Consider the following 25863-nt stretch of genomic DNA (forward strand, 5'->3'; position numbering starts at 1 on the left):
ACGGAAGATGAGCACCAGAATCGGTAAATCACATTTTTTTCATGTTTTACGGGGATTTGGAAGGCGAAATTCGCCTCTGACAGAATCTGTCAGGTTGTATAGGGTGGATATAGACACCCCAAATCGGGCGCCAGTGCCTATTGTTCGCGGAATGCGCGATCAAAACTGTCGGTGATCGGGGCAAACAGATAGGCGAGAATCGTTCTGGCACCGGTCACGATTTCAAGCTGTGCGGCCATTCCCGGCGATAAAATCATGCCTTCATGTTCGGCAAGACTTTCCGAATCGATTTCGATCATCGCCTGAAAATACGGGCGGCCTTCCGGATCGGTCAGACGGTCCGGCGAAACATCGGACACAATGCCCTTTACTGGCGCAAACCAGCGCTGGCTGAACGCCGTCACCCGGATATTAACCTCAAGCCCCTCATGCACGACATCAATATCGTTCGGCGATACCCGTGCCTCGATCACAAGCTTGTCATCTTGTGGCACGATTTCAAGGACTTGCGCACCGGGCGGGATCACCCCGCCAACGGTCGAAAACTGCAAATTGGTGACCGTCCCGGAACGCGGGGCCTTGATGTCGGACCGCACCAGAATATCCTCGGCCGACCGCAGCCGTTCATTCAGGTCGGAAATCTCGCCCTGGATATCGCGAAGCTCGGTATTGATGGTTTGCAGATTGTCGCGCGTGAGCTGCGCCTGACTGGATTTGACCTGCTGGATCTGCTGTTCGATGCGCGCAATATCGGCCGAAAACCGCCCGATATTACCCAGAATTTCAACCAGACGGCTTTCAAGCTGAAGCAACCGGGTCCGTCTGGCATAGCCAAGATCGACCATCGGTTTGACCATCGCCAGCTCTTCCTTGACGATGCCAACCTGCTGTTCGGCGGCGGTTTTCTGTTCGCGCGTGCCAATAATCTCGCGGCGCAGTTCCTTGATCCGTTCGTCATAAAGGTCAAGTTCACCGCGAAACGCGCTCATCCGGCTTTGAAACAGGGTTTCCTGCGATTCCACAATCCCGGCATATTTCGGATCATAAAGCGGCGCGGGAAACTGAATTCTGTCCTTGTCGCCACGCTCGGCGATCAGGCGCGCCTGTGTCGCCAGCGCATTGAGATACCGGTTGTTAAGCAGGTCATAACTGGCCCGCGCACGCGTATCGTCCAGCCGGATCAGAACATCCCCGCCCTGCACGCGCGCACCATTGCGCACCAGAATTTCGCGAATGATCCCGCCTTCCAGATGCTGGACACTCTGGCGGCCCGAAAACGGTGCCACCACGCCGCTTGCCGTCGCGGCCGAGTTGATGCGCGCGGTTGCCGCCCACAAAATCACCGACCCGACACCCAGGATCAGGATCAGAAGGCCGATCCGCACAAGCGGTCTGACATCGGTTTCAAGTTCGCGCGCGGTCGGAAGCTGCACCCCTGCCATCAGGCACCACCCTGTCTGCGACCAGCCGATCCTTCAACCACGCGAAGCTGCGGCGGATCGCTGCGTTTCGGGCGCGGGGCCGATGCTGGCTGTTCTGCGGCGGCGCGTTCGGCGGCACGTCGTGCCTTGCGGGCTTCTTCCCGCGCGGCGGCCTTTTTGGCCAGAACCTGCGCACGTGCTTCCTTGCGACCGGCTTCAAGGGCGGCTTCGCGGGCGGTCTTGCGCGCGCTCAGCCTTTGTTTTTCCTGTTTTTCACGGGCGATACGCATCCGTTCCGCACGTTCATCCGCCGTTGCCGCGGCCTTTTTACGGGTCGCCGGGCGCATGGTCATCATGGTGCCGCCCGGGGTCGGTTGCGGCACCATTTCGGTGCGCTCGATCCCGGCCGTTGCCTTGGCCTGCGCGGCACGGCTGGCCTGTGCCCGGGTCGGCGTCGGCGTCGGCGTCGGCATGATGCCTGCCGGCAGGGGCGGCTGTTCAGGTGTCTGATTTTGCGACGAATTCTTTTCAATGATCGGGCGTGGTGCATCCGGATTGGGCACGGCAATCCGTTTGGGCGTGATCCGCATTTGTCCGTCACGCGCCGGTTCGGTCGCGGGCGAGGCCATTGGGGCGGGAGGAGGCGCAATCATCTGATCGGCCTTGGCCCGCACCGGCACGACCTGAATCTGCCCGTTGGCAAGGGCAAGGATCGCATCGGCCCGCAAAAGAATTTCGCGTTCGTGACTGACGATAAAGGTCGTGATCCCGGCCCGGCGCACGATGTCAATCAACGCACTGATATGACCAACACCATTGTCATCAAGGGCGGTTGTCGGTTCATCCAGCAGCAACAGGCGCGGCCGCCCGAACAGCGCCGCGGCAAGGGCAATAAGCTGTCGCTGCCCGCCCGAAAGGTTGCGCCCGCCCCGTTCAACCCGGGTTTCATAGCCATCGGGAAGATCAAGGATGAATTTGTGCGCCCCGGCCAGCTCGGCCGCCTGAATGATGTCGCGCATTTCCGCATTGCCAAGACGCGCGATATTTTCGGCAATCGTCCCCGGAAACAGGAACGGGTTCTGCGACAGATAACCAACCTGCGGGCCAAGTTCACCGCGATCAATGCGCGATGCTTCGATCTCGTCAAGTTTGACCGATCCCGATCCGGGCACCCAGATGCCCATGATCAGCTTCAAAAGGGCCGTTTTACCAACCCCGTTGAACCCGGCGATGGAAATCACCTGCCCCGGCCCGGTCTTGAAGGAAAATCCCTTGAACAGGACGTTTCGGCTGCCCGGTGGTGCAAAGACCAGCCGGTCAACAGTCACCGACATACCGCGCCCGCGCGGCAGCGGGGCCGTATTCGTCTGACGTTTATCCAGAAGGATCTTGTTCAGCCGTTCGAAAGAATTGCGTGCCGAATTCCAGCTCCGCCATGCCGAAACCGCCCCATCAAATGGGGCAAGCCCCCGCATCCCCATGATCATGGATGCCACCATGATCCCGATCGTGATGCTCTCAGTCAGCACCAGATAGGCACCAACACCGATAAAGCAGACCTGCATCGCCAGACGAATGAAATGCGAAAGCGTGGTCGATGTTCCCACCCGGCGGCTGGCCTGACCTTCCCAATACAGGGCATCGGACTGGTCTGCCTGCCAGCGCTGGCGCGCGGACGGGGTCATGCCCATGGCTTCCATCGCCTCGGCATTGCGGATATAGGTTTCTTCCTGCGCGATGCCCCGGTTCTGGCTTTCTTCGGACCGGTCGACCGAAATCTTTGCCGCCGCCTCGTTGGCAATCGCAATCAGGATCAGGATCGTCGCCCCGGCACAGGCCACAAGCCCAAGGCGGGTATCAAAGACGAAAACCACACCGATATAAACCGGCGCCCACATGAAATCGATCAGGGTAAAGGGACCCGATCCGGTCAGAAACCCGCGCAGACCATAAAGATCGCGCAACGGTCGCTGGCGCATATTGTTACCGCGTGCCGCCTGCTGCACGACATGGGCAAACAGATCGCCGCCAAGCCGAAGATCAAGCGCGGTGCCAACCCGGATCAAAAGGCGGGAACGCAACTGTTCCATCGCCGCAATAAAGACCAGGACAAGCACGATACCAAGCGTCAGCAACAGCAGCGTATCAACACTGCGGCTGGAAAGGACACGGTCAAATACCTGCATCGAATAGATCGGGATGACCATGTTCAGCATGTTGATGACCATGCTGAATCCGCCGACAAGGGCAATCGACCGCCAGAACACCCGTTCCAGCGGGGTGCGATCCCCTTCCCGTGTCGCGCCCGCCTTGCGGACCGACTGGATTTTGTCCAGCAGGGTCATTGTGTTCCTTCCCGAAACCCCGTTCGCAGCAAGTCTTGTATCATATCAAATATGGTGCACGCGCCAAACGACCCGCGACAAACCTGTTACGAGCCACCTATCCGATTGCATAAGCACTATTCTAGGGCAACATATAAGGATGTGTTAACAAATTAAGGAAGTTCAACGATTTGCGGGCAATAATGCCGTCTTTCGCACATCCCCAGATGCGATCATTGGCGGCGAATCCGGACCGGCCCGCAACGCCCTGCCATCAAACAGATGGCCGAAACTTACGGGCAACATACTGGAAATCATCCATTTTCCGGTTTGAATTGCGCGATCTCAAATCCATACCACGGCTTTTGGCATAACCTTGACACCACCTGCCGGAAAATTCTCTGCCCTTGCTGTTCCGGCGCAAAGGAACAACTTTTCATACAGGGAAAGAGAATCGGTAAACCGCATGGAAAACGACGAAAACAACCAGTCAGATCTCCCCGGCTTCCTGCAACGCTTTCTTGCCATCAGCCCGGGGGGCGCTTCGCACACCTTTCCTTTGATGGCCTGCATGGCGGGTGTTCTTGCGGCCTGCGCATGGATGCTGGGCGGATTGTCGATGGCGATTTCGGCTGCGATTGCGGTTGCGCTGATGCTGATGCTTGCCCCCATGGTTTCACCCGAAATCCTGATGAAGCTTCTGCGTGCCCGGCCACTCGATAGCGGATCATTCCCCGCCATTCATGAAATGGCGGCCATGCTGGCACGCCGTGCCGGGCTTGATTACCTGCCCAAACTTTTCCTTCTGCCGGGCAAGGGGGTCAATGCGATCACCACCGGCACGGCCGAGGATACCACCATCGCAATCTCCAGCGACGCCCTGCATGACCTTTCCCCGCGCCAGATGCGCGCCCTTCTGGCGCACGAGATCGCCCACGCATGGCATGGCGATACCCGCATCCTTCTGATGACCGATGTTCTGTATCGCGCGACCTGGACGGTGGCCCTGTTCGGATTGATGGTTTTCATCTTTGGCGATCTGAACCCGCCGGCATGGATGATCATCATTTTCGGGGCGGTGCCCACGATCAGCTTCCTGTTGCAGCGCGCAGTAATCCGGGATCGTGAATTCATTGCCGATCACGGCGCAAGCGACCTTCTGAACGGACCCGAAGACATGATTGATGCGCTTTTGCATATCGACCAGATCAATCGCCGCCGCCTGCGTCTGATCGCCTATCGCAGCACGCAACCGCCATCCCTGCTCGATACCCATCCCTCGGTCGGCGCCCGCATCCGGGCACTGCGCGACCTTAAACCGGGCACATGGCAGAAATTCTTTGAAAACCGGCGTCCGCCCGGCGCAAACTAGTTCGACCTCACAACAACGACGTCCTCTTCCATGCCCATATCGCCCACGCCAGATCAGGAACTTGGTCCCTGCCCGATTTGCGGGCGAATGATGGTCGCGGGCGACAGTGTCGACCGGCATCACTGGACGCCAAAATCAAAGGGCGGCACGGATACCGAATGGCTGCACCGGGTCTGTCATCGCATGATCCATCGGCTGTTTGATGAAACGACGCTGGCGCGCGATCTCAATACACCCGAAAAAATCATCCCCCATCCCGATATGCAGACATTCATCCGATGGATACGCAAAAAACCCGTTGATTATGTCGACTGGCCGGAAAATGCCGGACGATACGGGCGCAATCGTCGCCGCAGCCGTTAAAATCACGAAAATCGACAACAGCCGATTGCATTTTACCGCCGACATAAAGGTTTACCTTGCGTGGCCGGGCCGATATACGGCCCCAGTTTTGCGGCGACAAATCCGGTCGCAATTGGCACTATGACAAACGATCAGCTTTAGGGTCCTGACCCTACGAACGGACAAAGGAAACCAGATGCCAAGCCTAGACATGCTGAGCGAACTGATCCCGGCCTTTGTCACGTTATTCGTGATCATCGACCCGATCGGACTGGTGCCGGTCTTTATCGTTCTGACGCAGGGAACCGATACCAGACATCGCCGCCGCATGGCGATCCGGGCCTGTATCGCAAGCTTCCTGATCCTTGCGGCCTTTGCCGTGGTAGGCGAAAGCGTGCTTGGCATCTTTGGCATTCATATGCCGGCCTTCCGGATTGCTGGCGGCACGCTTCTGTTCCTGATCGCGCTTGAAATGCTGTTTGAACGCCGCAGCCAGAAACGCAACCAGCGCGCCGAACAGGTTCATCAGGAACTTGAAGACGAACACGAACTTGATCAGCAGATCACCGATGCCAAACCGGCACAGGCCGAAGACGAGCCCGACGATATCTCGATCTTCCCGATGTCGATCCCGTTCCTTGCCGGTCCCGGTTCCATCGCGACCGTGATGCTGCTGATGGGCAAATATGAAAACAGCGTGGTGATGCAGGTCAGCGTCGTCGCGGTTGTCGGCCTTGTCATGCTGTGCGCATTGACCATGTTCCTTCTGGCCAATCTGGTCGCCAAACGCCTGAGCCCGACAGTCGCGACCGTGATCTCCCGCCTGCTCGGCATGATCCTGGCCGCCCTTGCCATCCAGTTCATCATCGATGGCATCAAACAGGCGTTTTTCTGATCGGCACCTTCGACGTTGCCTAACCCTTCAACCCCGCATGGGCCAATGCGGCGATAAGGTCGGGTCGGGTGACGATGCCGATGATCCGGTTATCCTCAAGGACCGGGACGGCATCGCACGCCCCATCCGCCATCAATGGCAGCAGGGCCGCAATCGGGGTGTTGGCCGTTGCCCGCGGCTCTGTCACCGACATGATTTCGATGGCCCGGATCGGGACATTGCGACGGCGATCAATCAGGCGCGCCATCGATGCCAGCAACCCGCGATCCAGACGAAGGGCATCTTCGGTTGCGCGCCGGATCAGATGGATCTGGAAAATCACCCCGATAAAACGGCCGTCATCCTGAATGACCGGCAATGATGTAAATCCGTGACGGCGGAACAGGTCGGCGACCTCGTTAAGCGGGGTTTGGGCATTCACCGTCACCAGATCGCGCGACATGATCTGACCTGCCGTAATCGGCCCGGCGCGATGGGCGGCGACCTGAAATTCAGCCGCCCCGATCAGGCGCGCTAGGTCTTCGACGCCAAGGTTAAGCGACTGGCGATATTGCTGCAAAATGGTATTCAGCTCCCCCTCGTCCAGACCAAGCCGTTCAATCGGGGAACGGTCCGTTGTCTGAAAGGGGCTCTTGTCATCGAAATGGCGCAGCGGATATTTCCGCCCGGTTGCCCGGGCATAAAGTACTGCCGTCAGAACAAGAATGGCCGTGATTACCGCAACCGGTGTCAGGGCAAACCGAAAGCCAAGCTCGGTTGCGATATCCGGGTTCATCGCAACAACCATCGCAACCGCCCCGCCCGGCGGATGGACGGCACGCGCCACGATCATCACGGTAATGGCAAGCCCGACAGCCACCGCCACCCGCAAAACCGGATCGGGGATCACATAGCAAACCGCAACCCCGGCAAGGGCGGCGACACTGTTGCCAATAATCGCCGACCAGGGCTGTGCCAGCGGACTGTTTGGCACGGCAAACAGCAGCACGGACGACGCCCCGAAGGGGGCGATCAGATAAAGCCCGGCAGCATGCAGATCAAGGAACGACAGAACAAAACCGGCAATCCCCAGCCCGATCAGCGCCCCGAACCCGGCACGGATGGCTTCCTTATGCGTGCTGGCCGGTATCGCCGGATAAAGCGCGCGAAAATTGCGAAGTTTCATAGGATTGGTTCATTTCCGGCCCGTTATTGAACATTTCATTATTGTTCAATTTTTTATAAATGCGATTTTTTCTAGTATTTGTAATTCGCATTCCCGTCAATATCGGCAGCCGATAAATCCCCCAACAAAAAGGAGGGCACCGGGCCCTCCTTTCGAACTTCTCCCGGCAAGACCCCTGATCGCAATGCCCTGCAAAAGACCAGATCGCGCCTGTGCTGGCTGGCTGGCAATATTTTACTGCGCTGCCAACACATATCCGGCGTAGGCGACAAGCATCACAATCCCGATCCCCCGCCCGATCGTTTGACGGCGCAACAGCAAAGTCAGAACCAGCGACACCGCGATCATGATCGGCAGATCGAAGGTCAGGAAACGGCTGGCAACCGGGATCGGGGCAATGATGGCGGTCAGGCCAAGAATACCCAGAATGTTGAAAATGTTCGATCCGACGATATTGCCGATGGCAATTTCCGACTGCTTGCGCAAGGCCGCGATTAACGAGGTCGCCAGTTCCGGCAGGGAAGTCCCCACCGCAACAACCGTAAGCCCGATAAAGGCTTCTGACACGCCAAAGGTTCGGGCAATCGTCACCGCGCCATCGACCATGAAACGCGCGCCAAACATCAGCGCCACCAGCCCGCCAATCACCCAGATCAGCGACAGCCACAAGCCACGCGCCGGAACCGGCAGATCACCCTCATCGGCAAGCGGCGCATTGGGCGCATTGCGCGACTGGCGATAGGCAAACACGAGGTAAGCGACAAGCGATGCAAACAGGATCCCCCCGGCAACGCGCCCCATCATCCCGAAGGCAAAGATCGGCACAAGGATAATGGCGGCCGCCATCATCACCGCCGTGTCGCGTTTCAGCGTATCGCCAGAAACCCGGATCGGCCAGACAAGCGCCGATACCCCCACGATCAGAAGAATATTGGCGATGTTCGATCCAACAACATTGCCCAGCGCAATATCGGAAACCCCGCGCAGGGCCGCATCAACCGAAACCAGCAATTCCGGGGTCGATGTGCCAAAGCCAACCACGGTAAGGCCGATCAGAAGCGGCGGCATCGCCAGACGCTGCGCAATCCCGACACTGCCACGCACCAGCGCCTCGCCCCCGAAAAACAGACCGGCAAGGCCCGCCAGCAACATCAGATATTCCATAACCAAAGCCCCCAAAATGCGCCAATGATCAATATTGTCACAGCATACAGCGCGCAGATGTGTGTGCACCCCGGGGCCAGCGCAAGTGACCCTGATTACATTTCCGTCCGCAAAGCAAAACGGCCGGGAATTTCCCGGCCGTTAACGCAGATTTCCAGATGGATATCAATCCCAGCGTTTGGTCGCGCGGATGATCGCATCGGTATCGATCTGGTAATATTTATAAAGATCAATGCTGTCGCCGCACTGGCCAAACGCATTGACGCCAAGCGGGGCGACGGCGTGACCGCGGACCGAACCAAGCCATGCCAATGCCGCCGGATGACCGTCAATCACGGTAACAAGCCGCGCATCCGATGCCAGCGGCTTCAGAAGGTTTTCGATATGGGCCATGCGGCCATCGGCCTTGCCTTCAAGGCGCGCCCGTTCCAGATCCTGCCATTCGTTATAAAGCCGGTCGGTCGATGTCACCGCAAGCAAGCCAATTCCCGGATGATCGGCTTCAAGCTTTTCCCATGCGGCAATCGCTTCGGGGGCCATTGCGCCGCAATAGGCAATCGCCATTTTGCAACTTTCGCCCGGTTCACGCAGCCAGTAACCACCCGATACGATTTCGGATTTGGTGGCATCGGAAAGATCACGTTCCGGCTGTGCCAGCGGCTTGGTCGACAGGCGCAGATAAACCGATCCACCTTCGGGATTTTGCAGATGATCAAATGACCAGCCCATAATGGTGGCAAGTTCATCGCCAAAGCTTGGCTCGAAACTGGTCAGGCCCGGCTGCCCCATGCCGATCATCGGGGTTGAGATCGACTGATGCGCGCCCCCTTCGGGCGCCAGCGTAATGCCGCTTGGTGTGGCGACAACCATAAACCGCGCATCCTGATAACAGGCATAATTCAGCGCATCGAGGCCGCGTGCAATGAACGGATCATAAAGCGTCCCGATCGGGAACAGGCGTTGGCCAAACAGGCTGTGCGACAGGCCAAGGGCGGCAAGGTTGAGGAAAAGGTTGTTTTCGGCAATGCCAAGCTCGACATGCTGGCCTTCGGGCGATCTGATCCATTTCTGGGCCGAGGGCACCTTGCGCTCGCGGAATTCATCGGCAAGGTTTTCACGCGCAAACAACCCGCGCTGGTTCACAAACCCGCCAAGGTTGGTCGATACCGTCACATCGGGCGATGTGGTGACGATCCGGTCCGCCAGATCGCTATCCTTCATTTTCGCAAGCTCGTTCAGGATCTTGCCAAAGACTTCCTGCGTGCTCGATGTATCAACCCGCGCATAAGGCATTTCGGGAATGTCGATGACGGTCGCGAGCTTCTTGCGCGATTTGCCGTCATTAAACGGCGCGGCATCGATATAGGCACGCACCTTGTCCTCGGCCACGTCAAGACCGGCGGCATAATCCCATTCCTGCCCGTCCTGAACATTGTTCTGTTTTTTGAACGCATCCATCTGGGCCACATTCATAAGGCCCGCATGGTTGTCCTTGTGCCCCTGAAGCGGGGTGGCATAACCCTTGACCGTATAGGCGATAAAGATTGTCGGCTTGTCATTGGGAACGGAATCAAACGCATTCAAAACCGCTTCCATGCAATGCCCGCCCAGATTGGTCATCAGGTCATGCAGGGCATCGTCATCATAATCGCCAAGCAGGCTTGCCAGCGCATTGTCGCCCGGCATATCGCCAAGGATCTGTTTGCGCCACGCCGCACCCCCCTGGAAGGTCAGGGCGGAATAGACATCATTCGGCGCCTCGTTCAGCCATTTTTTAAGCGACTTTCCACCCGGCTTGGCAAAGGCATCATGCAGTTTGCGGCCATATTTGATGGTGATCACGTTCCAGCCAACCGCCCGGAAGAACCGGCCGATCACGCGGAACAGATGCGCATCGATCATGCCATCAAGGCTTTGACGGTTGTAATCGATCACCCACCAGACATTGCGAATATCATGCTTCCAGGTATCAAGAAGCGCCTCATAGATATTGCCTTCATCCAGTTCCGCATCACCGACAAGGGCGACCATGCGGCCGGGTTTTTCCCCACGCGGCAGCATATCCTTGTAACGCAGGTAATCCTGCGTAAGCGCCGCAAAGTTGGTAACCGCCGCCCCAAGCCCGACCGACCCGGTCGAAAAATCGACAACATCACCATCCTTGGTCCGCGACGGATAGGATTGCGCGCCGCCAAATGCGCGGAAGTTTTCAAGCTTTTCCCTGGTCTGGCGACCAAACAGGTAATTGATCGCATGGAAAACCGGCGATGCATGCGGCTTGACCGCAACCCGGTCCTGCGGGCGCAGGACATTGAAATAAAGCGCTGTCATCAATGTGGTCATCGATGCACAGCTTGCCTGATGCCCGCCGACCTTGATGCCATCGCGTTTCGGGCGGATATGGTTGGCGTTATGGATGGTCCAGCTTGATAGCCAGCGCACCTTTTTTTCAATCTGGCCCAGCATCTCAAGATCCTTGGCCGCCACGCGCCCGGTCGAGGTTGCTTCGATCATTTCGCCAATTTCAGGTGTGCTGTTTTGTGCTGACATCTTTATCTCGCCTCTCGCTGGCGTTTCGGCCCGATCTCATCGGTTTTGCCGCACGCCTTATTTCGGTATGGATTTGCGTATTTTTGCTGCTGCGCGACGCCAATCAAGCGAAAGCAACAAAAATCGCAGGATTGACGAAACTTTCAAAAAACCCTCGTTCAGCCCACGCAAGTTTTCTGAAATTCGTCGAATGTGGCACACAGGCCCGGAATTGATTTTTGACTGTCTTCAATCCCGATTCGGATGCCCCAACGCTGCCAAGGCGGTTGCCGCATGGCGTGGAACGGCACCCACGCCATGCGCAACCTTATACGGACCGCAAATCGTTCGGGGGGTGCGGTCCGCCTCCCTTGTTCGGGAAATGCCTGAAAATGCCGGGCTATTATTCGGCGGCAATCGCCATCTGATCGCCGTCCAGTGCCTGTTCAAGATCGGCAAGAATATCGTCGATGCTTTCAAGACCGGCTGACAGACGGATCAGGCCATCGGTGATCTGATATTCGGCGCGTTCTTCGGGCGTATAGGTCGAATGGGTCATCGATGCCGGGTGCTGGATCAGGGTTTCGGCATCGCCAAGGCTGACCGCGCGCGTGATCATGTTAAGACCGTTCATCAGCTTGCGGCCCTCTTCGATCCCGCCTTTAAGTTCAAACGCGATCATGCCGCCAAAGCGGGCCATCTGCTTTTTCGCCAGTTCATATTGCGCAAAGCTTTCAAGACCCGGATAGAAAACCTTTTCGACCTTCGGATGGCTTTCAAGGAAGGCCGCGATTTTTTCGGCATTGTCGCAATGGCGCTCCATACGAAGTTCAAGCGTCTTGAGCCCCCGCATCACCAGATTGGCATCCTGCGGCGACAGGACCGCACCGGTCATGTCTTTCAGGCCGACAAGGCGAACCTGTTCAAGGTCTTCCGCACGGCCAATCACCGCACCGGCCATCAGGTCCCCATGACCGCCCAGATATTTGGTCGCCGAATGCACGACAATATCAGCCCCCAGCTCAATCGGGCGCTGCAGATACGGCGTGCAATAGGTGTTATCGACCACGACCTTGGCACCATGTTTATGGGCGATCTCGGAAATGGCTTCGATATCGACCAGACGCATATTGGGGTTGGCCGGGGTTTCGAAATAAACGATTTTGGTTTTGTCCGAAATCGCCTTTTCAAGCTCCTTGGGATCGGTCAGATCGACATGGGTATGCTTGATCCCGAATTTCTCAAGCCCGTGACGGAAATAGGCGAATGTGCAGCCATAAAGGGTGCGATCGACAATGATCTCATCCCCCGGCGCAATGAATGTCCAGAAGACCGACGTAATCGCCCCCATGCCCGATGCGGTCGCAAGGGCTGCTTCACCGCCCTCAAGCACCGCCAGACGGCTTTCAAGAAGGGCCAGCGTCGGGTTGGCAATACGCGAATAGATAAAGCCCTGCTCTTCACCGGCAAACATGCGCCCGCCCTGTTCGGCGGTTTCAAACGCAAAGGTGGAGCTCATGTAAACCGGCGGGTTCAGCGCGCCATTATGGCTTTGCGGATCATAACCATGATGGATGGCGCGGGTGGCAAAACCGGATTTGGTGTGACGCGGATCAGACATGGAAGGCTCCCGTTATCTAAAGTGTTCTGCCCTCATCTCCGCAAGGCCCGTGCCAGAATTGAAAACCCCTGTATTTCAGTTACTTAGTGCCACCGCCCTTAGATCAACTGTAAACTTAAGTTTACAAACACCTTCACCAACGGCGACATTTTGGCAAAACCACTGGAAAACAGTCGCTTACGGCTGTATAGTTTTCGTTACAGTGTAAACATTTCGGTACAGCCATGCGTTTTGAAATCACCGGGGAAAACAGGGTCGGCATCACGCGGGACGTCGTCAATGTGCTGGCGGATTTCAAACTCGATATCCGCGCTTTCGAGGTCACAACCCATCATATCTTTGCCGATATCCCGGCAATCCGGCCGGAACGTTTTCCGCTGCTGGCCCATCGTTTGATGCAGCTCCCCGGCATCGAGGACGTCAAACCGATTGACCGCCTGCCAACCGAGCGCAGGCGCGCCCAATTGCACGCAACCCTTGCCGCCCTTGGTGATCCGGTGATCGCGGTGGATGCCAACGGCCTGATCGCACAGGCCAACCCGGCAGCGCAAAATATCGCAGGCTCCCCCGATGCGCCGCTGCGCGACCGGCCCTTGGCCGATTTCCTGACCGACCCGGATATTGATGACCTGCGCCAAAGCCATTTCCGCCTGCCGGAACGCGAGGTCACGCTGGGCGGGCAGACCTATCTGCTACAGGTCGAACCGATCGGCCATGTCGATGATGGCACCGATGCCGCCGATGACGAACCATGGGGCGGGGTCATGGTGTTTCACCGCGCCGCGCGCCTTGGCCGCGTCATGACCGCGCTTCAGGATCGCAGCCACACCGGATTTGACGACATCATCGGCCAAAGCAAGGTTTTGGCAAGGGTCAAGGCACAGGCAAAACGACTGGCATCGGTCGATGCCCCGCTTCTGATCCTCGGCGAAACCGGCACGGGGAAGGAGCTTTTCGCCCGCGCCTGCCACCGGGCCAGCAACCGGGCCGATCAGCCGTTTTTGGCCCTTAACTGTGCCGCCATGCCCGAAGGTCTGGCCGAAAGCGAACTGTTTGGCTATGCCGCCGGGGCCTTTACCAGTGCGCGTCGCGGTGGCAAGCCGGGGCTTCTGGAACTGGCCGATGGCGGCACATTGTTTCTCGATGAAATCGGCGAACTGACACCGTATTTACAGGCCAAGCTTTTGCGCGTGTTGCAGGATGGCCGGTTCCGGCGCGTCGGCGGCACGGATGAAATTGCGGTTGATGTCCGCATCATCAGTGCGACCAACCGCGACCTTGAAACCATGTCGCATGACGGCACTTTCCGCGAAGACCTTTATTTCCGCCTTAACGTCCTTGGCATCACCCTGCCACCCTTGCGCGACCGTCGCGAAGACATTGCCGAACTGGCCCTTTATTTCGTCACCCGCACCGCCCAGCAAACCGAACGCCCCACCCCCCATATCGCAAGGGATGCCCTGTCCTGGCTTGCCAGCCACGACTGGCCCGGCAATGTGCGCGAACTGGAAAACACCCTTTTCCGGGCGGTCGCCCTGCTGGATGGTGACATCCTGACCGCACGCGACCTGACCACCACCGCAAGCAACCCGCCCGCCACGGCCACGAATGACCCCGACAGACTCCGCGATCCGGCAACCACCGCCCCCGCAACCGACCCGATCAATGCGGCCATCGCGCAGGGCACACTTGCCGATGGGATCGACATGCTCGAACGTGAAATGCTGATGCGCCTTTACCCGGATTATCCAAGCTCGCGGAAGCTTGCCGAACGGCTTGGAATCTCGCACACTGCGATTGCCCGCAAGCTTCGCAAATATGGCATTTCCGGTTGATCTTGCCTCCCATGTTGCATTGCGGCATGATCCATAGGGTCAGGACTCATTAATTTGATTGAAATGGTCAATCAGATTTGTGCGGATACGCGAAGCAAAATCGCAGGAAGATATTTATCTTTCAAGGTTTTGCGACAAAGTAGCCCGTGCAAATCCGATTGATCCGAAGGACAGGTGCTATATTTGCGAACTCCGGCGTCAAATCCCTTGTTCGGGATGCCGACCCGCACGGCGGGCTTTTCCTTGGATTTCGCAAATATAACACCTGCCATTACAATCAAATTAATGAGTCCTGACCCTCACTTAACAAGAGGAACAACTCCTCACCCACAGGGAGAAACATCATGCTGACAGGCAAATGCGCACTTGTTACCGGATCGACCAGCGGCATCGGCCTTGCGATGGCCAAGGCCCTTGCAGGGGCCGGGGCGGATGTCATGCTGAACGGCTTTGGCGACAAGGACGAAATCGAGGCCACCCGCAAATCGCTTGAAACCGAATTTGGCGTGACCGCGCATTACAATGGCGCGGACCTCTCCAAACCCGACCAGATCAAAGCGATGATGAAAGATGCCGCCGCAAAATTCGGCGGTGGTGCCGATATCCTGATCAACAATGCCGGCATTCAATACACCGCCCTGATCGAGGATTTCCCGCCGGAAAAATGGGACGCGATCATTGCGATCAACCTGACCTCGGCCTTTCACACAACGCGCTTTGCCCTGCCGAACATGAAAAAGAAAAACTGGGGCCGGATCATCAATACCGCCTCCGCGCACGGGCTTGTCGCATCGGTGCAAAAGGCCGCCTATGTCGCGGCCAAGCACGGCATCATGGGTCTGACCAAGGTCACAGCCCTTGAAACCGCCGAAAGCGGCATCACAGCCAATTCAATCTGCCCGGGCTGGGTCCGCACCGAACTGGTCGAACGCCAGATCGAAGCCAAGGCCAAGGAAGGCGGCATTTCCGTCGAACAGGCCGCAACCAATCTGGTCTCGGACAAACACCCGTCCAAACAGTTCGTCACCCCCGAACAGATCGGCCAGACCGCGCTATTCCTGTGCTCGGACGCCGCATCCCAAATGACCGGCACACATATGTCGGTCGATGGTGGCTGGACCGCACAGTAAAGCTTTCATGCAGCTATTTTGACACCGAACGGTATCATTTCCTCGATTTCAGGGTAAATGGAACCGTTCGGTGACAAAATCACCCCAAATACCGCCCCAAATGCTCCACCAGCATCCTGATCTTGGGGCTGAGGTGCCGGTTGGTCGGGTAAAGCGCCCAGATGCCTTCATCGGTCGGCTGGAACTTGGACAGGACCGGGATCAGATCGCCACTGGCGATCCACGGATCGACGTAATAATCCGGCAACTGGACGATGCCGATGCCCTTTAGCGCGGCATCCAAAAGCGCCTGCCCGCTATTGGCATGGATCGAGCCATGAATGCGGATGGTGCGTTCGCGCCCGTCTTCCTCAAACCGCCAATAATCCAGCGTCCCGACAAGGCAGTTATGGCGCGCCAGCTCCGAAAGCGAATGCGGCTCGCCACGTTTGGACAGATAGGCTGGCGACGCACAGGCATATAGGCGGCGGGTTGAAAGCTGCTGGCTCATCAAACTGCCGGTCGTGCCATCCAGCCGCCCAAGCCGGATCGCCATGTCATAGCCTTCCAGCACCAGATCAAGTTTCTGGTTGGTAAAGCGGCACTGGACTTCAAGTTCCGGATAGCGGGCGACGAAGTCATTGACCAGCGGCGCAATCACGGTTTCGCCGTAGGTGGTGGGCGCGGTCAGTTTAAGCTTGCCGCGCGGCACCTGTGTCAGGGTACCAATTGCGCGTTCCGCATCCTGCAAGCCATCCAGCAATTGTCGGCAATGCTGGTAATAAACCTGCCCGGCTTCGGTCGCACTGACCTTGCGCGTGGTGCGGTAAAACAACTGCACGCCAAGCTTTTCTTCCAACGCGGTGATCTGGCGGCTGACCTGGGCCACGGAAATGCCAAGCTGCTTGGCGGCTGCCGTAAAGCTTTTGCGTTCCGTCACGGCGACAAATTCGCTGATCCCGTCCCACGCATTCATTATTACACCACCGTAAAAGTCATTTACCGAAATACCGGATTATCAGATCAGGGGAAATAAATACACTGTTGGCAGTAAATCATTCAAGCCGGAGGAGCGACATGAGCGCCCAAACCATCACCTGCAAAGCCGCCATTGCCTGGGAAGCGGGCAAGCCGCTATCGATTGAAGAAGTTCAGGTCGCCCCGCCCAAGGCCGGCGAAGTCCGTGTGCGCATCGTTGCCACCGGCGTTTGCCACACCGATGCCTTTACCCTGTCGGGCGACGACCCCGAAGGCATTTTCCCCGCCATCCTTGGCCATGAAGGCGGCGGGATTGTTGAATCAATCGGCGAAGGTGTCACCAGTGTTGCGGTCGGCGATCATGTGATCCCGCTTTACACCCCGGAATGCGGCGAATGCAAATTCTGCAAATCGGGCAAAACCAACCTGTGCCAGAAAATCCGCGCCACCCAGGGCAAGGGCCTTATGCCCGATGGCACCACGCGCTTCTCGCAGAATGGCAAGCCGATCTATCACTATATGGGTTGCTCGACCTTCTCGGAATATACGGTTCTGCCGGAAATCTCGATTGCCAAGGTCAACAAAACCGCCCCGCTTGAAGAAGTCTGCCTGCTGGGTTGCGGTGTCACCACCGGCATGGGGGCCGCCACCAACGCGGCCAAGGTCAAACCGGGCGATAGCGTTGCGATTTTCGGTCTGGGCGGCATTGGCCTTTCGGCCATCATCGGCTGCAAAATGGCCGGTGCCAGCCGCATCATCGCCATTGATATCAACGAAAAGAAATTCGAACTCGCCAAACAGCTTGGCGCGACCGACACCATCAACCCGCAAAAATTCGACAAACCGATCCAGGACGTCATCGTTGAGATGACCGATGGCGGCGTTGAATACAGCTTTGAATGCATCGGCAATGTCAATGTGATGCGTTCCGCCCTTGAATGCTGTCACAAGGGTTGGGGAGAGTCGGTGATTATCGGTGTCGCCGGTGCCGGTCAGGAAATCTCGACCCGTCCGTTCCAGCTTGTCACCGGTCGCGTCTGGCGCGGCACCGCCTTTGGCGGGGTCAAGGGCCGTTCGCAACTGCCCGATTATGTCGAACGCTACCTCAAGGGCGAATTCAAACTGTCCGATTTCATCACCCACACCATGAAGCTTGAAGACATCAACGAAGCTTTCGACCTGATGCATGAAGGCGAAAGCATCCGTTCGGTCATTCATTACTAAGACCGTCCAGCTTCATACAATAAAACCGCCTTGCCGGTAAAATTCCGGCAAGGCGGGCGAACGGGAGAATAAAATGGGCATTGAAAATTCGTCCAGCAACAAGGTATTCGGCGGCTGGCACAAACAATATACCCATCGGTCCGATGTGCTGGGCTGCGATATGCGGTTTGCCATCTTCCTGCCGCGTCAGGCGGGCAAGGGCAACCGTGTGCCGGTGATGTACTGGCTCTCGGGACTGACCTGCACGGATGAAAACTTCATGCAGAAGGCCGGCGCGTTTCGCATCGCAAGCGAACTTGGCATTGCCATCGTCGCCCCCGACACCAGCCCGCGTGGCGACCATGTGCCTGACGACGAAGAAGAAGCCTATGACTTCGGCAAGGGCGCCGGTTTTTACGTCAACGCGACGCAGGAACCCTGGGCGCGCAATTACCGCATGTATGATTATGTGACCCGGGAGCTTCCGGCCCTTGTCCGTGATCATTTCCCGATTTCCGATGATGCGGTGATTTCCGGCCATTCGATGGGCGGGCACGGTGCGCTGATGATCGCGCTTAAAAATCCGGGCATGTTCAAATCGGTGACGGCCTTTTCGCCGATTTCAAACCCGATCAATTGCCCGTGGGGCCAGAAGGCGCTTGGCAATTATCTCGGCGATGACAAATCCGTCTGGAAACAGTGGGACAGCTCCGAACTGATGAAGGCCGCCACCGCCAAGGATGCGCAAACCCCTGCCCTTGTCGATCAGGGCGATGCCGATGGTTTCCTTGCCGAGCAGCTTAAACCCGATACGCTTTTTGCCGCCGCAAGCCACGCCGGTTATCCGCTGAACCTGCGCATGCAGGAAGGCTACGACCATAGCTATTACTTCATCGCGAGCTTTATCGAAGACCATCTGCGTTTCCACGCGTGGCATCTTGGTATCGCCTGAGATCAGGTAACCGCACAGAACCCGCACCCAAGCGGTTTTCACCCGGCACGCGCCTCGTCCCTGTAGGCGTGCCGGGTCTTTTTTTTGGAAGATTAATCCGGGTCGAAGCTGCGCGCATCAATGGCATCGGCCACATCATCCGCCGTTTTAAGCGTGCGGATGATCAGTGGCACCACAAGCGCCAGCACCGATTTATCAAGCCCGCGCGCCCGTTGCGCATCGCGGATTTCATGACCGATTTGCGCAATCACCGGGATAAATCGCAACACCATCGAAAAGGCCAGACTGACCTTTTCCGGGTTCACCCCAAACCGCGCCAGCGGCCTCATCGCCCGCTCCAGCGCGGCCAGCATGTCGGACGTTCTGGTCGTCAGGGTGACAAGCCCGGCGAAGGTAACAATCGCGGCTAGCCGGAAAATCACCACAAGCCCCGCCTGCCAGTCATTGAGCCAAAGCTGCACGGCAAAGAACAGAACCAGCAACCACAATATCGGCCTGATCTGCCCCCAAAGGATGCGGGGACCAAAACCCGAAGCCGGATACAGGACAAAAACCGTCACCAGCACCATGGCCAGAACCGGCCAGTCAGGGATCAGAAAAACACCGGTCCCCAGCAGCACAAGGGCAAGCACCTTTAACCCCGCCGCCGCGCGGTGCAGGGCGGAATTGCCATCGATGTAAAGTCCGGCAATCACGCCATCATCTCCCGATAGCGGGGAATGGCGATGGCCGGGACATCATCACAGGCGATCCGGCCATTTTCAAACACCAGCACCCGGTCATAACCGGCAATCAGATCAAGGTCATGGGAAACCGTAATCACGGTCTGATCCAGTTCGGCAATCGCGCGTTCGACCCGGTTGCGATTACGCAGGTCAAGCAACGTGGTCGGTTCGTCAAAGATGACGTAACGCGGTGCCATCACCAGCACACCGGAAATCGCCAGAAGCTGCTTCTGGCCCCCGCTTAACAGATGGCTGGGATGATTGCGAAATTCCGACAGGCCATAGCGTGCAAGGATCTCGTCGATACGACGGTCAATCTCGTCCTTTGGCAGTTTCAACGCCTTCAGGCCAAAGGCGATGTCTTCTTCGACCACCGGATAGACGATCTGGTTATCCGGGTTCTGAAAAACAAAACCGACATGGCGGCGCAATTTGCGCCCGTCCTTGGCGGCGTCGAAATCATCGACCCGCACAATCCCCGACGATGCCACCTGAAGCCCGTTCAGCAGCCGGACAAACGTGCTTTTGCCCGATCCATTGGCCCCGACAATCCCGATCCGCTTTTCGCAAAGTGACAGTGAAATATCGTCAAGCACGCGACGCTGATCGAATTCCACGGTGACATTTTCAAGCGTGATCATCGGCACCCGGCACAAAATTTCAGACAGGGAATAACAGCAAAAGGCGCGATCTGATGACCGCGCCCCATCAAAACCTAGCGTGCCTTGGAAATCAAGGGATAGGCACGGCGCACGGCAAGGCAGGCAGCCGTCGCAATCGCAACCTTGATCACATCACCAATCAGGAACGGTGCGGCACCAACGGTCGCCTTCCAGTAACTGATTTCAACAACGATGCTGACCCAAAGATTGCCAATCGCATACAGGACAACAATCCCGCCAATCGCGATCGACAATGCCGCGTTAACGACATTCAGCCTGTCCCAGAATTTTTCAATCAGCAGGCCGATCACAAAGGCTGCAATCACCCAGCCAACGATAAAGCCGCCCGTCGCCCCCAGAAGAACGCCAAAACCACCGCGACCACCCGACAGAAGCGGCAGGCCAAGCGCAACCAGCACAACAAACAGCAGGATCGAAAGCCCGCCACGACGCGCCCCCAAAATCGCCCCGGCCAGCATCGGTCCCAACGATTGCGCGGTCACCGGCACCCCGGTAATCGGCAGGGTGATGGGTGGAAACAGCCCAAGCACGGCAGTCACAGCCGCAAACAGCGCGATATAGACGATATCTTTGGTGTTCATGATTTCACGATCCTTCCTTCCCGTTCTCCCCGACGGTGATGGCACAAGCCCCGACACATCACCGTTCGTTTTCCGGTCCTCCCGACCGGTTCAACGGCCGAAGGGATAGCCGCAAAACCGCAGATCGCAAAGCAAAATGACGCTTCATTCCCATCAGGACATGATCAGAATCGCCTAATAATATTTTGGTTTCAAAAGCTTGCCGCGGATCAAACAGCATCACATGCCGGACCGCAGACAGCCGATGACCGATGCGACGGCAAGGCCCCCCACCCAAAACCGAGCTTCCCGCAATCAGGTAAGTCCGACAAACCTTGGGCTTTCGCATCCTCGCCCAACCGGGCGCAGACAGCGCCGCTGACAAGGCCGCCTTCGGACGAACAACTCGCTCCAGTCGCTTTCGGCAATGGTGACACTTCCCGCAACCGATGGAGCCCGGAGACACATCTCGGGCGTCTGCCATCCTCGCCAGCAGACGACCTTCGGGCTCTCGATCCGCTCCGATCACTCCCGGCCATGTCGGCATTTCCGGCAACCGATGAAGCCCGGACACATCTCGGGCATCTGCCATCCTCGCCAGCAGACGACCTTCGGGCTCTCGATCCGCTCCGATCACTCCCGGCCATGTCAACATTTCCGGCAACAGACGAAGCCCGGACAAACCTCGGGCGTTCGCCATCCTCGCCAACTGACGGCCTTCTGGCCCACCACCCGCTCCGGTCATCTTCGGCAATGGCGGCCTTCACGCAACCGATGGAGCCCGGACACACTTCGGGCGCACGGCCCCCACTGGTCCTCCATCGACGGGCCACAGCCAACCGCTGCCCCCTGCTGCCATTACTGCCGCTCCCGGCAAATCTAACGCTCCTTTTCCAACAAGACGCACCTCTCCCGTCATGACAAATGACCGGGTTAGTCCCCTTAGTCCTTGTGCAGAAAGCCGCCATAATGGCTCCGCCATCCGCCGGTCAATATTCTACGGATCACCCCGTCGCCCTGCCTCAATCCTTGCCGCTGCATCCTGATCACCTCTTTCATCCGGCCCCAAACGCAAAAACCCGCGAGGCTCAAGGCCTCGCGGGTTTCGGTCCGGGCGGTTTTCTCCCGTTGACTTTTCTCTTATGCCATAATTAAAAGAACAAATCAAGAACTTTTTGAAAAAAGTTTTATATGCAGTCCGCGCACGCGGCTATCGTCCGTACTCAACCTTCCGACCAAATAGCTCAGGCCCGGCCATTTTCAGACCGGGCCCGTGTGCTCCCGTCATCCGGTAATATTGCGTCCAGATCCCCATCAGGACGCTGCGGATTGACGGAGCCCCCCTGTCTCGATGATGAAATTCTTGACGTCTTCAAGGCCATCCATCGCCTTGAGATTGGTAAACAGGAACGGACGGGTGCCGCGCATTTTTCTGGCATCGCGGTCCATCACCCCCAGATCCGCCCCGACAAGCGGTGCCAGATCGGTTTTGTTGATCACCAGCAGATCGGACCGCGTGATGCCAGGCCCCCCTTTGCGCGGGATTTTGTCGCCCGCTGAAACGTCGATGACATAGATGGTGATATCGGCCAGTTCCGGCGAAAAGGTCGCCGACAGGTTATCACCACCCAATTCAATAAAGATCGCTTCAAGCCCCGGATGTTTGGCGCTCATATCCTCGACCGCGGCAAGGTTGATCGATGCATCTTCGCGAATGGCGGTGTGCGGGCAGCCACCCGTTTCAACACCGGCAATACGGTCCGCGGCCAATGCCCCCGACCGGGTCATGAATTCGGCATCCTCGCGGGTGTAAATATCATTGGTGATCGCGGCGATATTGAACTCGTCGCGCATGGCCTTGCACAGCCGTTCCAGAAGGGCGGTTTTGCCCGAACCAACCGGGCCACCGATACCAATGCGAAGGGGTGAGCTCATGATCTGAAAAGCCTCGTATATTGGGTTTCGTGTTTCATCGACGTCCAGTCAACCATCGGGGCCGCCGCCCCAAGATTGACCGGATCGGTATTCATCGCGGTTTCGGTCGCCATCGCCACCGCCTTGTCAAGGGACGCCAGGGTCCGCACACCATCGGTCTGCCCCAACGGCACCAGACGCACCGCACTTGACACCAGATTGGCCGCCATCGCGTGCAAAAACGCGCTCAGCGCATCACGCAGCGGCACATCCGCCTCGGCCGCGGCAATACCAACCGCAACCGGATAGGACGGCAGGCGGTCATCATCGCGCATTCGTTTTGCCCAGAGGGTCAAAATGCCATCGCCCCAGACCTTTTGGGCGGTCGAGACAAAGGCACGCCCCTGTGCGGTTGCCTCCAGCGCCATTTCAGCCGTCCCGCGCCAGCAATCGGCATCAACCCCGATATCAAAAAGCGCGTCCAGGTCCTCCGCACGCGCCGCGCGCCATGCGGCACAGAACAGCACCGCATCAATCCGCCCCGCACCGAATTCCAGAACCCCCTCGATCCAGGTTGTCAGGCTCTCGGCACTGATGACCCGGCGATCCTCGACCGCGTATTCAACACCGTGGGAATAGGTATAGGCACCGACCGGGAATGACGGGCTAAGCCATGTCATCAACCGCATCAGGCCACCCGGCGTCAGGTTGGCGGGGGAACGGGGATCAAGATCAGTGGTCATGCGGCTCCCCGATTGCATGGGCGTGCGCATGAGAATGGGAATGCCCGTGAGAATGCGCATGGCTATGGTCATGGCCGTGATCATGCCGGTGGTCATGATTGTGATCGTCATGATCATGCGGGTCTTCGAAATGATCATTGCCGTGGCTGTGCCCGTGGCCGCCACCGCCCAGCCCGTGATAGGCCCCATTTAGCGGATCGAACGGGGCGACTTCGGCAAAAACAACACCGCCCAATCCCTGGACCATATCGCGCATGACATGATCATCAATGATGCGAAGCCGCCCGTCTTTCAGGACCTGAAGCGGGGTATGACGGTTGCCGATATGCCATGCCAGTTTGGCCGCCGCAATCGGGCCGGAACAGGTGATGGTCAGGACGTCCTCGGCAGCCGCCCGCACCACGATCACCCCGCCATCCACCAGACGCAACTTATCCCCATCCCCCAACCGCACCGCATGCGGAAGATCAAGCAGGAACGCATCCCCGGCATCATCCATCAGCCGGATGCGCCGCCGGTGACGGTCGGCAAAGGCAAGTGTTACCGTACCGCGCACTTCGGATGTGTCGGACTGGCTGACCGGGATATGTTCAATGGCGCGACGCATGATCCGGGCTCCTAGAACAGGAAGTAACGCTGTGCCATCGGCACGCGATCAACCGGCTGACAGGTCAGAAGTTCGCCATCGGCACGAACCTGATAGGTTTCCGGATCGACTTCCATTTTCGGCAGGGCATCGTTCAGTTTCATGTCCTTTTTGCCGATATTGCGCGTGTTCGAAACCGCCAGAAGCTGCTTTGCCAGACCAAACTCGGCGGCAATCCCGGCATCGATCCCGGCCTGGGATACGAACGAGAAGCTCGATTTCGACAATGCCGAACCATAGGCCCCAAACATTGGACGATAATGAACCGGCTGCGGTGTCGGGATCGAGGCATTCGGATCCCCCATCGCCGCCCCGATGATCATGCCCGCCTTGATGATCATGTCGGGTTTGACACCAAAGAACATCGGCTTCCAGACCACGATATCGGCAACCTTGCCGACCTCGATCGATCCGACATGGGATGCAATGCCCTGTGCGATTGCCGGGTTGATCGTGTATTTCGCGACATAACGCTTTGCACGGAAATTATCATTCCCCGGCCCGTCTTCCGACAGGTTGCCGCGCTGCTTTTTCATCTTGTCCGCCGTCTGCCAGGTGCGCGAAATCACTTCGCCCACGCGGCCCATGGCCTGACTGTCCGACGAAATGATCGAAAACGCGCCAAGGTCATGCAGGATATCCTCGGCCGCAATGGTCTCGCGGCGGATGCGGCTTTCGGCAAAGGCGACGTCTTCGGGGATTTTCGGATCAAGGTGATGGCACACCATCAGCATATCAAGATGCTCGTCGATAGTATTCACCGTAAAGGGACGTGTCGGGTTGGTCGAACTTGGCAGAACGTTGGCCTCGCCGCACAGCTTGATGATATCGGGTGCATGGCCGCCACCGGCCCCTTCGGTGTGGAAGGTATGAATGGTGCGGCCCTTGAACGATGCACGGGTATGTTCGACAAAGCCGCTTTCATTCAGCGTATCGGTATGGATCATCACCTGCACGTCAAGGTCATCGGCCACCGACAGACAGGTATCAATCGACGCCGGGGTCGTGCCCCAGTCTTCATGAAGTTTAAGCCCGCAAACACCGGCTTTGACCTGTTCGATCAATGACCCCGGCAGGGTCGCGTTGCCTTTGCCAAAGAAACCGATATTCATCGGCAATCCGTCGGCTGCCTGCAACATGCGGGCAATGTGCCACGGGCCGGGCGTACAGGTGGTGGCGTTCGTGCCCGCTGCCGGGCCGGTCCCGCCGCCCAGCATCGTCGTCACGCCGGAATACAGCGCATCTTCGACCTGTTGCGGACAAATCCAGTGAATGTGGGCGTCAATCCCGCCTGCGGTGATGATATTGCCTTCACCGGCGATCACCTCGGTCCCCGGACCGATGATGATATCGACACCAGGCTGCACATCGGGGTTCCCGGCCTTGCCGATCCCGGCAATACGACCGTCGCGAATGCCGATATCGGCCTTGATGATGCCGGTATAATCAAGGATCAGCGCGTTGGTGATCACGGTATCGACCGATCCCTCGGCACGCGATGCCTGCGACTGGCCCATGCCGTCGCGGATGACCTTGCCGCCACCGAATTTGACTTCTTCGCCAAGGATCGTGAAATCCTGTTCGACCTCTATCAAAAGCTCGGTATCAGCCAGTCGGACCTTGTCGCCCACGGTCGGGCCAAACATGGCGGCATAGGATGCGCGATCAATTTCATAAGCCAT

22 protein-coding genes are annotated in these 25863 nt (G+C 57.8%); 8 read left to right on the forward strand and 14 right to left on the reverse strand.

The window, feature by feature from the left end; translation table 11 throughout:
- Window positions 1-137: 137 nt before the first annotated feature.
- On the reverse strand, window positions 138-1442 hold the full coding sequence (locus tag R1T41_RS05680) for an HlyD family type I secretion periplasmic adaptor subunit (RefSeq protein ID WP_317340523.1): 1305 nt from the start codon (window positions 1440-1442) through the stop codon (window positions 138-140).
- Entirely contained in the window at window positions 1442-3766 is a 2325-nt protein-coding gene (locus R1T41_RS05685; protein WP_317340525.1) for a type I secretion system permease/ATPase, read from the reverse strand. Before R1T41_RS05685 ends, R1T41_RS05680 begins: the two co-directional genes overlap by 1 nt.
- A gap of 445 nt (window positions 3767-4211) precedes the next feature.
- Between R1T41_RS05685 and R1T41_RS05690 the strand changes: the two genes are divergently transcribed.
- The 3 genes from R1T41_RS05690 (at window position 4212) to R1T41_RS05700 (ending at window position 6354) form a co-directional block, all read left to right on the forward strand.
- The gene (locus tag R1T41_RS05690) at window positions 4212-5117 is read left to right on the forward strand and encodes a M48 family metalloprotease (RefSeq protein ID WP_062960657.1); all 906 of its coding nucleotides are present in this window, start codon (window positions 4212-4214) and stop codon (window positions 5115-5117) included.
- A gap of 30 nt (window positions 5118-5147) precedes the next feature.
- Window positions 5148-5480, forward strand: coding sequence for an HNH endonuclease signature motif containing protein (locus R1T41_RS05695; RefSeq protein WP_317340528.1), 333 nt, complete (start codon window positions 5148-5150; stop codon window positions 5478-5480).
- 175 nt (window positions 5481-5655) lie between these two features.
- On the forward strand, window positions 5656-6354 hold the full coding sequence (locus R1T41_RS05700) for a MarC family protein (protein ID WP_247794687.1): 699 nt from the start codon (window positions 5656-5658) through the stop codon (window positions 6352-6354).
- 19 nt (window positions 6355-6373) lie between these two features.
- Here R1T41_RS05700 and R1T41_RS05705 read toward each other — a convergent pair whose 3' ends face one another.
- The 3 genes from R1T41_RS05705 to R1T41_RS05715 form a co-directional block, all read right to left on the reverse strand.
- Window positions 6374-7519: an HPP family protein gene (locus tag R1T41_RS05705; RefSeq protein ID WP_317340529.1), complete on the reverse strand. Its 1146-nt coding sequence runs from the start codon at window positions 7517-7519 to the stop codon at window positions 6374-6376.
- Between the two features lie 234 nt (window positions 7520-7753).
- Window positions 7754-8683 carry a calcium/sodium antiporter gene (locus R1T41_RS05710; RefSeq protein WP_317340530.1) on the reverse strand — a complete coding sequence of 310 codons (930 nt, stop codon included), beginning with the start codon at window positions 8681-8683 and terminating at the stop codon, window positions 7754-7756.
- Window positions 8684-8848: 165 nt separating this feature from the next.
- Window positions 8849-11233 carry a transketolase gene (locus R1T41_RS05715; RefSeq protein WP_317340531.1) on the reverse strand — a complete coding sequence of 795 codons (2385 nt, stop codon included), beginning with the start codon at window positions 11231-11233 and terminating at the stop codon, window positions 8849-8851.
- Here R1T41_RS05715 and R1T41_RS05720 point away from each other — a divergent pair.
- Entirely contained in the window at window positions 11224-11448 is a 225-nt protein-coding gene (locus tag R1T41_RS05720) for a hypothetical protein (protein WP_317340533.1), read from the forward strand. The two genes, R1T41_RS05715 and R1T41_RS05720, sit on opposite strands and share 10 nt — an antisense overlap.
- A gap of 167 nt (window positions 11449-11615) precedes the next feature.
- Here R1T41_RS05720 and R1T41_RS05725 read toward each other — a convergent pair whose 3' ends face one another.
- Window positions 11616-12833 (reverse strand): methionine gamma-lyase, encoded by a 1218-nt coding sequence (locus tag R1T41_RS05725; RefSeq protein WP_317340535.1) that lies wholly within the window; start codon window positions 12831-12833, stop codon window positions 11616-11618.
- A gap of 224 nt (window positions 12834-13057) precedes the next feature.
- Between R1T41_RS05725 and R1T41_RS05730 the strand changes: the two genes are divergently transcribed.
- Entirely contained in the window at window positions 13058-14668 is a 1611-nt protein-coding gene (locus R1T41_RS05730; RefSeq protein ID WP_317340537.1) for a sigma-54-dependent transcriptional regulator, read from the forward strand.
- A 344-nt stretch (window positions 14669-15012) separates the two neighbouring features.
- Window positions 15013-15798 (forward strand): 3-hydroxybutyrate dehydrogenase, encoded by a 786-nt coding sequence (locus R1T41_RS05735; protein WP_317340539.1) that lies wholly within the window; start codon window positions 15013-15015, stop codon window positions 15796-15798.
- 79 nt (window positions 15799-15877) lie between these two features.
- Here R1T41_RS05735 and R1T41_RS05740 read toward each other — a convergent pair whose 3' ends face one another.
- The gene (locus R1T41_RS05740; protein ID WP_062951191.1) at window positions 15878-16753 is read right to left on the reverse strand and encodes a LysR substrate-binding domain-containing protein; all 876 of its coding nucleotides are present in this window, start codon (window positions 16751-16753) and stop codon (window positions 15878-15880) included.
- A 101-nt stretch (window positions 16754-16854) separates the two neighbouring features.
- Between R1T41_RS05740 and R1T41_RS05745 the strand changes: the two genes are divergently transcribed.
- Together R1T41_RS05745 and fghA are read left to right on the forward strand one after the other, a co-directional pair.
- A complete protein-coding gene (locus R1T41_RS05745; protein WP_085645581.1) occupies window positions 16855-17979 on the forward strand; it encodes an S-(hydroxymethyl)glutathione dehydrogenase/class III alcohol dehydrogenase in 1125 nt (374 codons plus the stop codon).
- A gap of 73 nt (window positions 17980-18052) precedes the next feature.
- Window positions 18053-18910 (forward strand): S-formylglutathione hydrolase, encoded by an 858-nt coding sequence (fghA, locus tag R1T41_RS05750; RefSeq protein WP_317340542.1) that lies wholly within the window; start codon window positions 18053-18055, stop codon window positions 18908-18910.
- Between the two features lie 92 nt (window positions 18911-19002).
- Here the strand turns inward: fghA and R1T41_RS05755 are convergent, their stop codons facing one another.
- The 7 genes from R1T41_RS05755 to ureC form a co-directional block, all read right to left on the reverse strand.
- Window positions 19003-19605, reverse strand: coding sequence for an energy-coupling factor transporter transmembrane protein EcfT (locus tag R1T41_RS05755; protein WP_317340544.1), 603 nt, complete (start codon window positions 19603-19605; stop codon window positions 19003-19005).
- Window positions 19602-20276, reverse strand: a complete 675-nt coding sequence (locus R1T41_RS05760) for an energy-coupling factor ABC transporter ATP-binding protein (RefSeq protein WP_317340546.1) — start codon at window positions 20274-20276, stop codon at window positions 19602-19604. The genes R1T41_RS05755 and R1T41_RS05760 overlap by 4 nt, the downstream gene beginning before the upstream one ends.
- A gap of 74 nt (window positions 20277-20350) precedes the next feature.
- Complete coding sequence (locus R1T41_RS05765) at window positions 20351-20899, reverse strand: biotin transporter BioY (protein ID WP_317340548.1); 549 nt, start codon at window positions 20897-20899, stop codon at window positions 20351-20353.
- Window positions 20900-22192: 1293 nt separating this feature from the next.
- Window positions 22193-22813 (reverse strand): urease accessory protein UreG, encoded by a 621-nt coding sequence (gene ureG, locus R1T41_RS05770; protein ID WP_317340549.1) that lies wholly within the window; start codon window positions 22811-22813, stop codon window positions 22193-22195.
- Window positions 22810-23535: an urease accessory protein UreF gene (locus R1T41_RS05775; RefSeq protein ID WP_317340551.1), complete on the reverse strand. Its 726-nt coding sequence runs from the start codon at window positions 23533-23535 to the stop codon at window positions 22810-22812. The genes ureG and R1T41_RS05775 overlap by 4 nt, the downstream gene beginning before the upstream one ends.
- A complete protein-coding gene (locus R1T41_RS05780) occupies window positions 23525-24142 on the reverse strand; it encodes an urease accessory protein UreE (protein ID WP_317340553.1) in 618 nt (205 codons plus the stop codon). Before R1T41_RS05780 ends, R1T41_RS05775 begins: the two co-directional genes overlap by 11 nt.
- Before the next feature lie 11 nt (window positions 24143-24153).
- A complete protein-coding gene (gene ureC, locus R1T41_RS05785; protein WP_317340554.1) occupies window positions 24154-25863 on the reverse strand; it encodes an urease subunit alpha in 1710 nt (569 codons plus the stop codon).

The organism is Thalassospira lucentensis, from assembly GCF_032921865.1.
GTDB classification, from domain to species: Bacteria; Pseudomonadota; Alphaproteobacteria; order Rhodospirillales; family Thalassospiraceae; genus Thalassospira; species Thalassospira lucentensis_A.